This is a genomic window from Microbulbifer variabilis, assembly GCF_052468405.1.
In genome coordinates this window covers 3,480,248-3,493,155 of the sequence record NZ_CP174343.1, presented here as the reverse complement: position 1 = coordinate 3,493,155, position 12,908 = coordinate 3,480,248, and the positions used below count along the sequence as shown (strand labels likewise).

At 48.0% G+C, this 12,908-nt stretch carries 13 protein-coding genes; 4 read left to right on the top strand and 9 right to left on the bottom strand.

All coding sequences use genetic code 11. From position 1 onward, the window contains the following. Position 1 precedes the first annotated feature (1 nt). Entirely contained in the window at positions 2-604 is a 603-nt protein-coding gene (locus ACJJJB_RS15890; protein WP_353375672.1) for a glutathione S-transferase family protein, read from the bottom strand. 82 nt (positions 605-686) lie between these two features. Further along, the gene (locus ACJJJB_RS15885) at positions 687-938 is read right to left on the bottom strand and encodes an HP1242/YdcH family protein (protein WP_020414557.1); all 252 of its coding nucleotides are present in this window, start codon (positions 936-938) and stop codon (positions 687-689) included. A gap of 117 nt (positions 939-1,055) precedes the next feature. Here ACJJJB_RS15885 and ACJJJB_RS15880 point away from each other — a divergent pair, with 117 nt between their 5' ends. After that, on the top strand, positions 1,056-1,286 hold the full coding sequence (locus ACJJJB_RS15880) for a hypothetical protein (RefSeq protein WP_445365138.1): 231 nt from the start codon (positions 1,056-1,058) through the stop codon (positions 1,284-1,286). 81 nt (positions 1,287-1,367) lie between these two features. Here the strand turns inward: ACJJJB_RS15880 and ACJJJB_RS15875 are convergent, their stop codons facing one another. The 5 genes from ACJJJB_RS15875 to ACJJJB_RS15855 all read right to left on the bottom strand — a co-directional run bounded on the left by ACJJJB_RS15875 (position 1,368) and on the right by ACJJJB_RS15855 (position 6,600). Next, complete coding sequence (locus tag ACJJJB_RS15875) at positions 1,368-2,060, bottom strand: TetR/AcrR family transcriptional regulator (protein WP_157533611.1); 693 nt, start codon at positions 2,058-2,060, stop codon at positions 1,368-1,370. 206 nt (positions 2,061-2,266) lie between these two features. Continuing rightward, complete coding sequence (locus ACJJJB_RS15870; protein WP_020414560.1) at positions 2,267-3,286, bottom strand: cytochrome d ubiquinol oxidase subunit II; 1,020 nt, start codon at positions 3,284-3,286, stop codon at positions 2,267-2,269. Further along, positions 3,283-4,674, bottom strand: a complete 1,392-nt coding sequence (locus tag ACJJJB_RS15865; protein WP_020414561.1) for a cytochrome ubiquinol oxidase subunit I — start codon at positions 4,672-4,674, stop codon at positions 3,283-3,285. The genes ACJJJB_RS15870 and ACJJJB_RS15865 overlap by 4 nt, the downstream gene beginning before the upstream one ends. 240 nt (positions 4,675-4,914) lie before the next feature. After that, the gene (locus ACJJJB_RS15860) at positions 4,915-5,472 is read right to left on the bottom strand and encodes a GbsR/MarR family transcriptional regulator (protein WP_020414562.1); all 558 of its coding nucleotides are present in this window, start codon (positions 5,470-5,472) and stop codon (positions 4,915-4,917) included. 183 nt (positions 5,473-5,655) lie between these two features. Continuing rightward, positions 5,656-6,600: a DUF1853 family protein gene (locus ACJJJB_RS15855; RefSeq protein ID WP_445365137.1), complete on the bottom strand. Its 945-nt coding sequence runs from the start codon at positions 6,598-6,600 to the stop codon at positions 5,656-5,658. A gap of 226 nt (positions 6,601-6,826) precedes the next feature. Here ACJJJB_RS15855 and ACJJJB_RS15850 point away from each other — a divergent pair, with 226 nt between their 5' ends. Continuing rightward, the gene (locus ACJJJB_RS15850) at positions 6,827-7,738 is read left to right on the top strand and encodes a bile acid:sodium symporter family protein (RefSeq protein ID WP_026305232.1); all 912 of its coding nucleotides are present in this window, start codon (positions 6,827-6,829) and stop codon (positions 7,736-7,738) included. A gap of 50 nt (positions 7,739-7,788) precedes the next feature. Here the strand turns inward: ACJJJB_RS15850 and ACJJJB_RS15845 are convergent, their stop codons facing one another. After that, positions 7,789-8,577 (bottom strand): Crp/Fnr family transcriptional regulator, encoded by a 789-nt coding sequence (locus ACJJJB_RS15845; protein ID WP_353375675.1) that lies wholly within the window; start codon positions 8,575-8,577, stop codon positions 7,789-7,791. Here ACJJJB_RS15845 and ACJJJB_RS15840 point away from each other — a divergent pair. Together ACJJJB_RS15840 and ACJJJB_RS15835 are read left to right on the top strand one after the other, a co-directional pair. Beyond that, positions 8,561-9,328, top strand: a complete 768-nt coding sequence (locus tag ACJJJB_RS15840) for a class II aldolase/adducin family protein (RefSeq protein WP_445365136.1) — start codon at positions 8,561-8,563, stop codon at positions 9,326-9,328. The genes ACJJJB_RS15845 and ACJJJB_RS15840 overlap by 17 nt on opposite strands. Before the next feature lie 185 nt (positions 9,329-9,513). Beyond that, a complete protein-coding gene (locus ACJJJB_RS15835; protein ID WP_020414567.1) occupies positions 9,514-10,461 on the top strand; it encodes a glycosyltransferase family 2 protein in 948 nt (315 codons plus the stop codon). Between the two features lie 36 nt (positions 10,462-10,497). Here ACJJJB_RS15835 and ACJJJB_RS15830 read toward each other — a convergent pair whose 3' ends face one another. Further along, on the bottom strand, positions 10,498-12,861 hold the full coding sequence (locus ACJJJB_RS15830; RefSeq protein ID WP_445365135.1) for an autotransporter family protein: 2,364 nt from the start codon (positions 12,859-12,861) through the stop codon (positions 10,498-10,500). Positions 12,862-12,908: the final 47 nt, after the last annotated feature.

Here is a 12,908-nt window from a genome sequence, read left to right as displayed (position 1 = left end):
GTTATTCGTGCAAGTGAGTGGCACGAAAGCTTTCACGAGCTTCAAGGTTTTCCGATAGGGCAGTTAACTGTGGTCGTCCATTGCGCCAATCGAAATCATCATGACGGAAGTCCAGATATGACAGGGCTGAGCCAAGGTTAATATGGATCAGGCTGAGCTGTTTGGGGAGCTTTGATACATTTGACTCAAGGAAGTCCAGTGCCCTGGTGATTGCGTCGTTAAAACGTTGCCACCAGAACTCTGAGTGCAATCCTTCGTGTTTACGCAGTTTTTCCATTTGTCGCTGCACCAGGGTTTCCATCAATCCTGAGGTCGTGCTGTAAAGTGTGCGCAGATCCCAGTCATTCTCCATGGCTTTACTCAGGTGGCCATCTCCAAGTTGTTTGTCCAGGTAGGCACAAATAACTTCGCTGTCCATAATGGCACTGCCATTGTCCAGATTCAGGCAGGGCACTTTGCCAAGGGGATTGCTGGAGATTAATTCCTGTTCATTGTGAAATGGATGGGAAAATTGCTCAGTGATAACAGACTGGAGTTTATGTTCATGAACGACAATACGGGCAGTTCGAGAAAAGGGAGAGGAATAAGTCAGGTAGAGTTGCATGGCGCCATCAACTTGTTCTGATTGCTTGTGATTTCAGTGTGCTGAATGGCGCCGGCAATGTCCAGACAATAGCCATCGCAAATTAATGATGGGTAATCATTCCTGTGATGCGGTTATAGAGATGCTGCTTAAGATAAGCACGCTGTTTTTTTAGGCTGGAGTAGTGGTCGTCATCAGTGCCTATCCCGCTGTCTTGAAGACCGCGAATTTGTTTATCAAGTTTTCGGTAGAGGTCGTTCTCCAGTTTGAATTGCAGGTCATCCCTTAGAAGTATCTTGATGGTTTCTGCATACTCTGGGAAGTCCGATTCCAGCTCGTGCGCGGCAATGGGCATATGAGAACCTCCACTTAATCCAGTAAGAGTTTCACTACGAATTCTAGTTCGGGTCCAGATGGTCACAAATGGGTCGATTGAATACTGCCCTTTTAGGGCTGAGATGGGCAATTTGTGATGACAGATATCGATGAAAAATCAAGAATAAGTAGTAATAAACGAGTGATTTTTAAAGAAGTTTCCGTGATTTATCTTACCTGGGAAGTTGATGATATTTTTCTTTTTCAAATAGGCCTTCGTTTTTGGAAAGCTAATGATTTAGGGGTTTTGGGTTGTGATGGTTATTTGTTTTTGAGTTTGTTGGAATTGAAGAATAGGATGTGGCGAATAAGTGATGGGCAAAAATAAACCCGGCAATTTTGTTGCCGGGTTTATTTTTTAAGCAAGAGTGGATTGAGAATCCTCTACTAAAAGAGGCCTGTACACTGTTTAGGCCGAAGCCTCCAGCGGAGCGAAGCGCAGTTGGCGCCTCTGTAACAGTTCTCCCAGGTAAAGCTTCAAGTATGCGGCTGCCGCTCGCTTACCTTCAGCCGCGGACTCATCGGTTATTCTTCCGAAACGCGAGTAAGCCTGGGAGCAGAAAGAGTCATTGATATTGATCGCACACATAAAGCGGTCGCGCCAATCCTGCGATGGAGGCAGTTCAAACTCGCGAGACAGATTCTTTATCAAGGTGTCTGCCAAACGCCAGTTATTTTCCATTTGCAGTTGACGCAATGCCCAGCTGGATTGCGGTCCGTAGTGTACCTTCAGTGCAGAAATATTGTCTTCATAGTAGCTGCGTACCAGATCACACAGCTGATTGAGCATATCCTGCCAACTTTCCGCAGGTGAAAAGTCTGAATGGCCCAGCACTACGTCTCCGAAAGACTTGTAGTGCCGTTCTGCCAGGGCAGTAAGGCTGGCATCCACACTGGGAAAGAAATGGTAGACAGATGCTGCAGGAACCCCGGCTACCTGGCTCAGGTTTGCGAGGCTGATATCGGTTGAATCCTGCTCAGCGATTAAGGTTTCCAGCGCATCGAGAAGCTTCTCGTATTTCTCGCGGCCGTTCTTACGTTGTGGTTTGCGCGGACTAGCAGTGTCGCGCCGGCTGATAGCCCGTCGATCGATTTGGTTCAAATTCACCTCCCCCTTAGACAAGCGCAATCTGAAAGCGCCAGAAATGCGCTTTACTTCCTTGTAAAAAATTGTCTTCTGGAATTGATGATTATTATCGTACCAATTTCGGCGAGCAAGGGGATTTTGTTTGATTTGTGGGGTAGTTCCGCGCTACCAAATTTTATTTGAATAGATGTTGCTACCCCTTGAAAGTGGAAACTATTTCTTCAGTGATAGTGAAGCTCGGTTGCTTTGCCGCGAAATACCCGGTAAGAAAAAGCGGTATAGGCAAGAATGACTGGTATAACAATCAGCGCACCAACCAAAATGAACTTGAGTGATGCAGTGGCGCTGGCCGCCTGCCAAATATTCAGCTGTCCCGGCACGATATCGGGAAAGAAACTGAAAGCTAAGCCGATAAAGCACATCAAGAAGATGATCACCACCATAGTGAAGGGAAGAGCGCTATGTCTGTCATTACTCTTCGGCATTCTTGCCAGCAGGACATCATTAAAGATAAAGGCCAGGAAGCAAAGGGTGGGGATCAGCAGCACAAACATTACCAGCGGATAGGTAAACCAGCGATCAAAGACGGTTGGATTGACCAAGGGGTTGATTACCGATACCGAGAGAACACCGAGCAGGGTTGCGCGACCGGCCCTGCGTGCCCAACGCACCGAGCGCGCCTGTAGCTCATTTTCGGTTTTTAACACCAGCCAGGCCGAGCCCATATAGCTGTATGCGGCGGTAACACCCAATGCACTGACGGCAGAGAACAGTTGTGCCTGCCAGCCGGGTGTAAAACCCATGACATACTGCCCCAGCATGTAGCCCTGGGAGAGACTGGTGGTGAGGGAGCCCGCTTTGAAAGTTCGGTCCCAGGCGAGTTTGTGTCCTACGGCGGCCTTGGCACGGAAGTCGAATGCCACACCTCGCATGATTAGCCCGACCAACATAATTGCCGCGGGAATATAAAGGTGCATTAATACTAGGTTATGGGCGATTGGAAAGGCGATCAGCAGCAGGCCGACAGCCAGTACCAGCCAGGTTTCATTGGCATCCCAGAAGGGGCCAATTGAGGCGATCATAGTGTCTCGCTGAGGCTCATCCTCTTCGCCCATAGGAAGTAGGATACCGACTCCCAGGTCGTAGCCGTCGAGAATAGCGTACACGAGTACTGCGAGCCCCATCAGGCCAATGAAAATTACGGGCAGCCAATAGGCAGCGGAAGTTGCCCCCTCACTCATTGTGAATCCCCCTTTGTCGACTTCTGGGTTGAATGAGGCAGGTTGGTCAGGCTGCCTCCTGCGAGCGGTTCTTGTGTCTCAAACTCCTCCACTTTGACTGACTTCAAGGCCATTACTTTCAGGGTGTGTATATAGGCGTATAAAAGGATCACGTAGACAATCAGGTAAAGAGTTAACGAGAAGCCGACATGAGAGGGAGGTAGCTGGGTGACTGCGTCAGCGGTTTTTAATACACCTGTAACAAGCCAGGGTTGGCGACCGATCTCTGTTACATACCAGCCGGCAAGTGTCGCTACCCAGCCGGCAAAGGTCATTCCCACCAGGGTTTTCAGTGCCCAACGAGGAAGTTCTTTTCGCCGCCATAACAGGTAGCAGCCGCCCCAGGCCACGGCGAGCATCAACAGGCCTACACCCACCATAATGCGAAAGGCGAAAAATACCGGCGCTACTGGGGGGTGGTCTCCTGGGAATTCATTAATACCTCGTACTTCGCCATCCAGCTCGTGGGTTAGGATCAGGCTGGCCATTTTGGGGATGGCAATCTCGAAGTGATTGGTTTTCTCCTCGCCATCAGGAATTGCGAATAGCAGTAAGGGCGCACCTCTCTCCGTTTCCCATACACCTTCCATAGCTGCCACTTTTTGCGGCTGGTGCTCAAAGGTATTGAGACCATGTAAATCCCCCACAAAAATCTGGATAGGAATGAGAACTGCCGCCAGCACCAGACCGGTTTTCAATGCCAGGCGCGGGGCGCGTTTGGGGTCGCCTTTCAGAATGCGATAGGCAGAGATTCCAGCGACAAAGAAGGCTGCCGTTAATCCCGAAGCCAGCAGCATATGTGTCAGGCGGTAGGGAAAAGAGGCATTGAAAATAATTGCGAGCCAGCTTTCTGGGTAAGCGACACCGTCGCGCATTTCAAAGCCAGAAGGGGTCTGCATCCAGGAGTTAAGAGCGATAATCCAGAAGGCGGAGAGTGTTGTGCCTATGGCTACAACAAATGCCGAGAAGGTGTGAACTTTGCTGGGAACGCGGTTTATGCCAAACAGCATAATACCGAGGAATGTGGCCTCGAGGAAAAAAGCAGTGAGTACTTCATAACCCAGTAATGGCCCTGCGATATTACCGACTTGAGCCATAAAGCCTGGCCAGTTGGTGCCAAACTGGAATGACATGGTAATACCGCTGACAACCCCAAGGGCAAATGTCAGGGCAAAGATCTTCACCCAAAATCGATATGCGCGCATCCAAACAGGATTATTCGTCTGGTCATAGCGGAGCTTGAAAAAGACGATAATCCAGGCGAGAGCGATAGTGATAGTGGGAAATAAAATATGAAAACTGATGTTGGCGGCAAACTGTATTCTGGAGAGGATCAGAGTATCTAGCATGGGTGCCTCTGCTGGTCGGAACTATTTTTAACCAGATAACCGGGTACTCTTCCTGAGTAACCCGGGGGTGCCCGAAAAAACACCAATGCAGAAGTATGGACCTGCCAGTATTTTTTGAGCGGTTACCGACGCTGGGTCGGCGGCGGTATATCCCTATACCGCTTTTTCTGTAGCCCGCTGGATTTCTCAATCCCCGGGCTGACTACTTCTATGTATTTCTTTTATTGCCGTGGCGTACTTTTAGTCGGAGCTTGACGTTCCACCTGTAAGTCTGCTTTTGAGTTCCAGCAGCTTGACGATGCCTGAGCCAAGCTTCATCAATTTAAGCAGGTCATCATGCTCCAGTTTGCTCAGTGTATTGGCAAACTCCTCCAGTAACTCCAATAGGCTGTAGACCTCCTGGATCTTTTCCTGGGCCTGGGCTTCCTGCTCATCCTGGGGCTCATTGAGCAACAGCTGGCGCAGTAGGCTCAGGGTTGGGTCTAGTTCCCGTTTTCGGCGCTCTTCAAAGACTGTGCGTGCCAGGTCCCAGATTGAACCGGCTGCGGTGAAGTAATCCTTGCGATCTCCCGGCTGGTGGTGCAGTTCGATCAATCGCCAGGCCTGTAACTCCTTAAGCCCCATACTCACATTGCCACGGCTGATTTTGAGAGCCTGGGCAAGTTGCTCTGCATTGAGGGGCGATGGGTGGATAGTGAGCAACGCAAACATCTGGCCGACAGTACGATTAAAGCCCCACCGGCTGCCCATCTCGCCGAAATGCAGTACGAACGCCTGGGCTTGACTGGAAAGTTTCATGGAATTCTTAAATTTCAGAAATTTCTGAAAATTGTAAATATAAATTGATCTATGTCAATAAGTAATCGGAAATTGTTTGCCTTAGGCGAGTTACAGGGAAGGAAAGGAGACAACTTTAGGAGGGATATTTCGGATAGAGGCTGTTTGGGCTGCTCGCTGAGTACACCACACTCACCTCTGTTTTCAGTGGCCAGGCAGGCTTGCCAGTGCCTCTGGATACCAGTGTTTTGGAACAATGAATCCGCGGCAGACTTCCCCGCTTTTATCCTTTGCCGCAACACAGAGAGGGCGGTCAACAGGGGCTTTGTCCAAAGCCTTCGGAAGCTCATCAGAGTGACTTTCGCTAGTGAGGTCCGGTTGCAATGGAGCCAGCCAGGTAGGTTTAGATAAATAAAACCAGCGTAAAGATTGATATTGAGGGAAAGTGCTTAAGTAGAGGTTGAAGCTATCCGGGTCGGCCCACCAGAATTGCATTTGTCGTTTTGATAGCTTCCCTCTGGCTTTAGCAGGGCCCTCCAATGCGTAAAACAAACGTCCGGGTATCAAGGCCCACTGCTGTTCAATTTTTAAATTTAGATCTTGCAGAAGGTACACTACCTCAGGGCGCCGGATTAATGGCAGCTGGTGCTCCGCCATACGCCTCAGCTTGATGTCCAGACGATCCCTGAGCCCAGGGCCAATCCAAAAGTGGCCAGGTAGCTGCAGGTAAAATTTCACTGCAACCTCCCAGTGTTCGCAAGTATCACTGGGGAGGTGTCGTACCACAAAGTCCAGTTCACCCAATGTTTTATCAGCGATACGCAGAGGTAAGTTGTGGTGCAGCAGTTGGTAGTCGGGGTGATGTTCAAAGACAAAGGCCCACAGCCTCTCAAAGTACACACCCAATCGGGATGTGGGTTTGCGCTCGCTATAGTGCTGCAGGAATGCCTCGAGTTGCGGTGAAAGTTTCTTGTTGACCTGTGACTGAGCGAAATACTCCAGTAGCCTTTCTCGTCTTTTCTCCGGCAACCATGGCAATGTTGTGGGTAAAAAACTTGATTCAAGTGAGCCAGTAATACCCGGACTCCCCACAGCCCATAGTAAATTGGACCAGTGATCCACTGGTGCACTAGGGAAAATCTGTGACATAAAAAGTGTGACTGCCCTGAAATCAATGCTGGGCAGTGTACCAGAGGCGGCACTCTTCGGTGGACTGTGCTAGGGTTCAATATCGCACAGCGAAACAATAAAAATACGAAATAAAATCTGGTAACTCGAAATAGTGGTTTTACATAGGTGTTTCATGCGTGTCGCTCTAGCAAGTGGCCACCTACTAACCGGGTTACCAAAATAATAATAATCTCAGGAGGCTAGTGTGGAATCAGGACCCATGATCTCAATCGGTCTGCCGATTGCGCTGTTTATTATTATGGTCGGAATAGGGATGACCCTGACGGCCAAGGATTTCCATCAGGTAACTGTGAAACCCGCTGGTTTGGTGGTGGGTACTATCACCCAGATTCTCCTGATGCCGATTGTTGCTTTCGCATTGTGCTGGCTTCTTAGCCTGCCCCCTGCGATTGCCGTAGGCCTCGTTATTATCGCGGCATGTCCGGGAGGCACTACCTCAAATCTTTTCACCCTGCTCGCCCGTGGCAATGTAGCCCTGTCTATTGTTCTTACTGTGTCTGCAAGCCTGATCACTATCCTCAGCCTGCCATTTTTCACTAACTATGCACTGCGAACCTACTTCGGTGCTGAACAGGAAATAGTGCTGCCGTTTGCGAAAACTGTCGTGATGTTATCAGTCATCGTATTGCTGCCGGTAGTTATCGGGATGTTGGTGCGAGCCTGGAATCCTCACTTGGCCAGCCGTGCAGAGGGTATTGTCAGCATCTTTGGCGCGTTGGTGTTGCTGATTCTTGTGGTAGGGCTTGTGTGGGGCATGCGCGATCGTATTGATGAGCTGGCGACTCAGGCCGGGCCTTCAGTAGTCCTGTTAAATATTCTGGGTGTTTTGTTGGGTTTAATGGCCAGCCGGCTTTGTGGCTTGCCTAGCCGTGAGGGCTTGGCGGTAGCTACTGAATTAGGTATTAAAAATGGCACTATTGGCCTGATGGTAACCTTGACTCTTCTACACTCCAGTGAAATGTCGGTGCCCTCTGCGGTCTATGGCGTCCTGATGTTCCCATCGGGCATGTTGCTGGCTCTTTATGGCCGCAAGAAAGCCCGGGAGATGGAAGGGGCAGGTGATAAACAGGCTGAAGAAATTGGAGAGGCTGGGTAGAAACTCTGTCAGTCATAGCCTGGCCAACCAATGTTTGCTCGGGCTGTGATTTAATCAAGTTCTTCAATATAGGCATGAAGACGGCTTAAGTCTGGTACTTTGATGTGACCGTAAGAGGACTCGATCAGCCCTTTAGACTCAATATTTTTTAGTACGCGATGAACTCCCTGCCGGGTCATGCCCATGGTGTTGGCAAGTAGTTCACGGGTGAGTCGAAAGCTCACTGCGCCACTAATATCCTTACCATGATGCATCTGTGCCATAAAGAACAGGCGCCGTGCAACTCTTGCTTCGGTACCCCGCAGGACGTCGTCCTGAATAATCGACATTACTGCCCACAAGCGGAGGCTTACTTGTTCCAATACTATTGGATAAGCCTCTGGATGGCGGCGCATCAAGTCGCGTAATTGTTCGCCTTGAATATCCACAATAGTGCAGTCACTGTGAGCGTTGGCGCCAAATACTCGGGGAGTACCAGGGCAAAATACCGTATCGCCAAACCAGGCTCCGGAATCCAGTATGGCAAGTGTGGCTTCGCGCCCTGAAATATTACTCGAGCAAATACGTACCTGCCCCTCGGCAATAATTGACAGGCGTTCCAGTAAAGAGGCAGGTGGATAAATCATATCCCCAGTGCCGAAGCGCCGTACTTGTGCTCCTTGCGCAAGCTGCTCCATGGCCTCAATTGGCAATCCGGAGAGCAGAGGACAGGCATCTAAAATGGCCGCAATAGTATTCATTCGCCAAGTGTAAACAAATTGACAGTCTTTGCGGTAAGGCTCATCCAGAATCGAGGCTCGAATAAGAAAACAGGAGAGCATCATGCAACTGGAAATCATGCCTTCACTAAAGGGAAAGGTCAGTGAGGAAGAGTGGCAATTACGTGTCGACTTGGCTGCAGCCTACCGGCTAATCGCTCATTACGGCTGGGATGATACGATTTTCACTCATCTTTCCGTGCGTATTCCGGGCCTCGAATCTCACTTTCTGATTAACCCGTTTGGAGTATTTTTCGAGGAAATTACCGCTTCCAGTCTGGTCAAAATCGACTTGGGTGGGGAAAAGGTTGACGACAGCGGTGCGATGGTGAACCCCGCGGGATTCACCATCCACAGTGCCATTCACGAGGCTCGAGAGGATGCTCACTGTGTTATGCATACCCACACTACTGCGGGTGTGGCAGTTTCAGCACATGCCGAAGGGCTGTTGCCGATTTCCCAGCAATCCCTTTTTCCCCTATCGAGCATTGCCTACCATGATTATGAAGGCATTGCCGTGCGTGAAGATGAGAAAGCGCGGTTGGTCTCTGACCTGGGAATGGCGAACTACATGATCCTACGTAATCATGGCCTGTTAACCTGCGCCTCCACCATTGCAGATACCTTCCTCGCCATGTTTATCCTGCAGCGTGCCTGTGAAATACAAATTGCTGCGCTCGCCGGTAATCCTCCTTTGACCCCAGTTCCCCAGGAAATTGTGGATAAGATCGTTAGTGAGGGAGACATGGTTACAGGTAGCCAGGGAGGCTTGCTGGCGTGGCCGGGACTTCTGCGCAAACTGGACAGGGTAAATCCTGGCTATTGTGAGTAAGTTGACTAAATATGGCCGCGAATCAGTGAGTTATTCTATTTAAGGTGCGTATCAACAGTTCTTTTATCTATGCTGATGGACCATAGTTCCAAATTTGATACTGTTGAGCATTTTTCATGTACACCTTGATGTATATTATTTTTTATAAGAGGTAACCAGAAGAGTGACATATTTTGGTTACCTTGATGGTCAAAAAAAATAGTTTTCGGTTACATGACATGCTTCAATACTTTTTGAAAAAAAGGCTCAGAAGCCACGATTTAAATAACAACTTAAAGTTGGAGTCTCTGGTTCGCAGTCATCTGTTGAGCCAGCAAACTCTAACCAGTGTTGAAGAGGGGGTAGGAAATAATAAGCCAGATAAAATCGTTGTTTCGTTGACATCCTTCGGTCGACGTATCCATGATGTTTATTTATGTGTGGAAAGTTTATTCCAACAATCCCTCAAGGCTGACGCTATAGCTCTGTGGTTGTCCAGAGAAAATTTTCCCGATGAAAAAGTGCCGGAGATGTTGCTGAAGCAGCAGCAGAGAGGTCTTCAGATCTTTTTTGTTGACGGTGATCTTGGCTCTTATAAAAAATACTTTTACGCATTTAATCAGTTCCCGGATAGTTTAATAATTACTGTAGATGACGATGTCTTATACCCACCGGACATGGTTGATATGCTGTACCAGGCTTATTTACGGGAACCCTCATATATCCATTGTCATCGTGCCCATCAAATCACCCTTGATAAGACTGGAAACCTACTTCCCTATGAGAAATGGAGATTAAAGAGGGAAAGCTGGTGTGGCTTCTCCAATACCAAACCTTCCCATATGGTATTCCCAACCGGGGTTGGAGGAGTGCTTTATCACCCTCATGCTTTGCATAAAGATGCGTTTGATAGTGAGAAATTCCTCAAAATTTGCCCTGATGCGGATGATATTTGGCTAAAGGCGATGAGTATCAGGCAGGGAACTAAGGCAGTCCGTGTGTCGGATCACCGTCACTGGCGGGATCGGTTTTTAACAATACCAGGTGCCCAAGGATCTGGCTTAAAAAATACAAACCTGAAAAGGAAATCTGGCAATGATTGCAAGTTAAAGAAGGTATTTTCTGAATATCAATTGCTAGATAAGCTGCAATAAAAAGCGCTAATAATGAGCCGCTATAATTGGTACTTGCTACCATTTATAGCGGAAACCTAGTTCCAGGCCACCAACAAAGCTATCCCCAAGATTTTCCAGGCTACTTGAATAAAATATTTCTGAGTATATTGAGCAATGATCTCCACACTCTTCATAACTGGCGCCCATACGAAGCTCACCAAACCAGTTGTCCGGTTCCTGATATAGGCGGGTTCCTGAAACAAGCAAATCTGTTTCCTGGTCGAGATTAAAAATCAAGCTTGGTGTCATATAGAAGCTAAAGCGCTCCAAAGGTAGCGAACCATACATTTTCCGGCTTGATTTGCGCTGGCTTTTTCTTTTCTCGAATGCGGTACCCAGGCGCAATAAAAGACCATTGTTATTGATATCACTCACGAGAACTTCGTAAGTATCCTCGATATCCTCTGCTTCCTCAGAGGTATAAATTAGTTGGGCCAAAGGAGTAATGGAATAGTAATCGTATAATTTGAAGCTCCATCCGCCCTCTATGGATATGGCATAACCGTAGGCTTCGCCACTGTTATGCAGAGTACGTAGATCGTAGGCATCAAAATCGAAGTCAAACCAGTCCAGTTTTAATTGCGTATCCAGATATAAGCCCTGGTAGCTGTACCAGGTTAAGTATGCGCTGACACCATAATTTCTGACATCAATGTCACCATCGCCAAAGAATGAATCCACATCATTTTTAGCATCGCCATAATGCAAGGTCATACTTGCAACTGGCGAACTGCCCAGGACTGAAACATTCAGGGGTAAATCCGCTCCCAGTTGCAATTGAAAATAATTTTGATCCCAGCTGGCCCAGGTGGTGGATTGGCTTGGTGAGGCGCTAATATAACGTGCACTACTACGTATCCACAGGCCTTTGCTATCGATAGCAGTTTCTTCTGAACTACTGTAATCAGTATTAAGAAGATCTTTATAACTGCTACCCACCCAAAAGCGGTTTCCTACACGACTGCGTAAGGGGGTGGGAAGGTTCAGGGAGCGAAGTATCTGTGGTAGGGATTCATATAATACCGCAGTGGGTTGCCAGCGAGTCATTCCACCTTGTGGAAATTTGTTTGAGTCATTTACTACAGAGCGCAGGTACCAGTCACCATCATTGTTACCTGAAACTCCGTTGTGATGAAGGGTATAAGCATAAGCTCCGCCAATAGCTGCTTGCTGGTCATCCTTGGTGACATAATCACCATTTAACACAAAAGCATTGTCCGTAGATGATTCTGATACCGAAATTAGTTTAATGCCGTTACCTTCGGTGCGGGCTCCTTGTCCATCAAGGTTAAAAACTGTAACTGCTGTAGTGCCGCTGGCTTCGCCTTCAATAAACAGGTGGTCACTTCCCGCATTATCACCTTCAAGGATTACATCCATCCATAGGCGGCCATTGCCGCCAATATATTGGCCATAGTTACCATTACTATCTTTTTTTACTGTTAGTTTATTGAATTTTTGATTAACCAGATCGATAGTTCCATCATTGGCAACATTGCCAGTCACGGTATATTCGTCAGTATCAAAAAAAGCTTGCCCTCCCCACTTGACGTGCAATCCCAGAGGGTTGCCATTGCTATCCTGGCCTCCGCCGACGTTGAGGCTGCCGGAAAAAATCATTTTAGAACTACCCCAGATAACAACCCTCTCCCAATTATCTAACTGGGTTCCATCTACGCGATAATCCAGCTTGAAAATCAGAGTATCAATATCACCATCTTCAGCGCTGAGATCATCACCACCATTAAGTATGGCGTCGCCCTCGAAGGAGTAGGAATCTATAACCAGAGTGTCTGAGCCATTGCCACCTCGAATTTCATTACTGAGCCCCTCATCCCAGTGGATATAGTCGTCCCCTTCGCCGGCATCCAGGTAATTAAAAATAAAACCACCATCCAAGGTGATTTTGTCATTTCCATCGCCACCCCAAACATGGAAAGACAACCCGTCCAGAATTTGAATATCATCATCGCCGGCACCGCCGTGAATACCTCCACCGCCAAGATAAGTGCCAACATCACTACTGCGTTCGTTCAAGACAATAGTATCTTCGCCATCGCCACCATCAACCAGGTTGGTCACTATGGCCCCAAGAATATGGATTTCATCGTCACCGGATCCTCCATAGGCATTATTGAGGTTGCCGCCATTTAGATTTAGGGTGTCATTGCCTCCCAAGGCATTAACGTCTGCGTCTTCAGCATCGTTATCTTCATCACAGGTAATTTGATCTGGGCCATCTGAACCGGTATTTCCCGGAGTGCACTCCGCTACAGCAGGATGGATCGATAATAAAGGTAAGAATAATAAGAGGTATGAAATAAGGTATCGAGGTTTAAAGATAATGAGCAGCTGGTTTAATTTATGTTTGATGACCACAATGACTCCGATAAATAATATACGGGGAGCAGACAGCTATTGACTCA

What these genes read in the sequence shown, in the direction of transcription:
- ACJJJB_RS15870 (WP_020414560.1), bottom strand. Translation starts at nt 3,286, where the DNA reads ATGAGTGAGGGGGCAACTTCCGCTGCCTATTGGCTGCCCGTAATTTTC.
- ACJJJB_RS15845 (WP_353375675.1), bottom strand. Translation starts at nt 8,577, where the DNA reads ATGATTTCCAGTTGCATGATGCTCTCCTGTTTTCTTATTCGAGCCTCG.
- ACJJJB_RS15855 (WP_445365137.1), bottom strand. Translation starts at nt 6,600, where the DNA reads ATGTCACAGATTTTCCCTAGTGCACCAGTGGATCACTGGTCCAATTTA.
- ACJJJB_RS15885 (WP_020414557.1), bottom strand. Translation starts at nt 938, where the DNA reads ATGCCCATTGCCGCGCACGAGCTGGAATCGGACTTCCCAGAGTATGCA.
- ACJJJB_RS15860 (WP_020414562.1), bottom strand. Translation starts at nt 5,472, where the DNA reads ATGAAACTTTCCAGTCAAGCCCAGGCGTTCGTACTGCATTTCGGCGAG.
- ACJJJB_RS15865 (WP_020414561.1), bottom strand. Translation starts at nt 4,674, where the DNA reads ATGCTAGATACTCTGATCCTCTCCAGAATACAGTTTGCCGCCAACATC.
- ACJJJB_RS15880 (WP_445365138.1), top strand. Translation starts at nt 1,056, where the DNA reads ATGACAGATATCGATGAAAAATCAAGAATAAGTAGTAATAAACGAGTG.
- ACJJJB_RS15840 (WP_445365136.1), top strand. Translation starts at nt 8,561, where the DNA reads ATGCAACTGGAAATCATGCCTTCACTAAAGGGAAAGGTCAGTGAGGAA.
- ACJJJB_RS15835 (WP_020414567.1), top strand. Translation starts at nt 9,514, where the DNA reads ATGGTCAAAAAAAATAGTTTTCGGTTACATGACATGCTTCAATACTTT.
- ACJJJB_RS15890 (WP_353375672.1), bottom strand. Translation starts at nt 604, where the DNA reads ATGCAACTCTACCTGACTTATTCCTCTCCCTTTTCTCGAACTGCCCGT.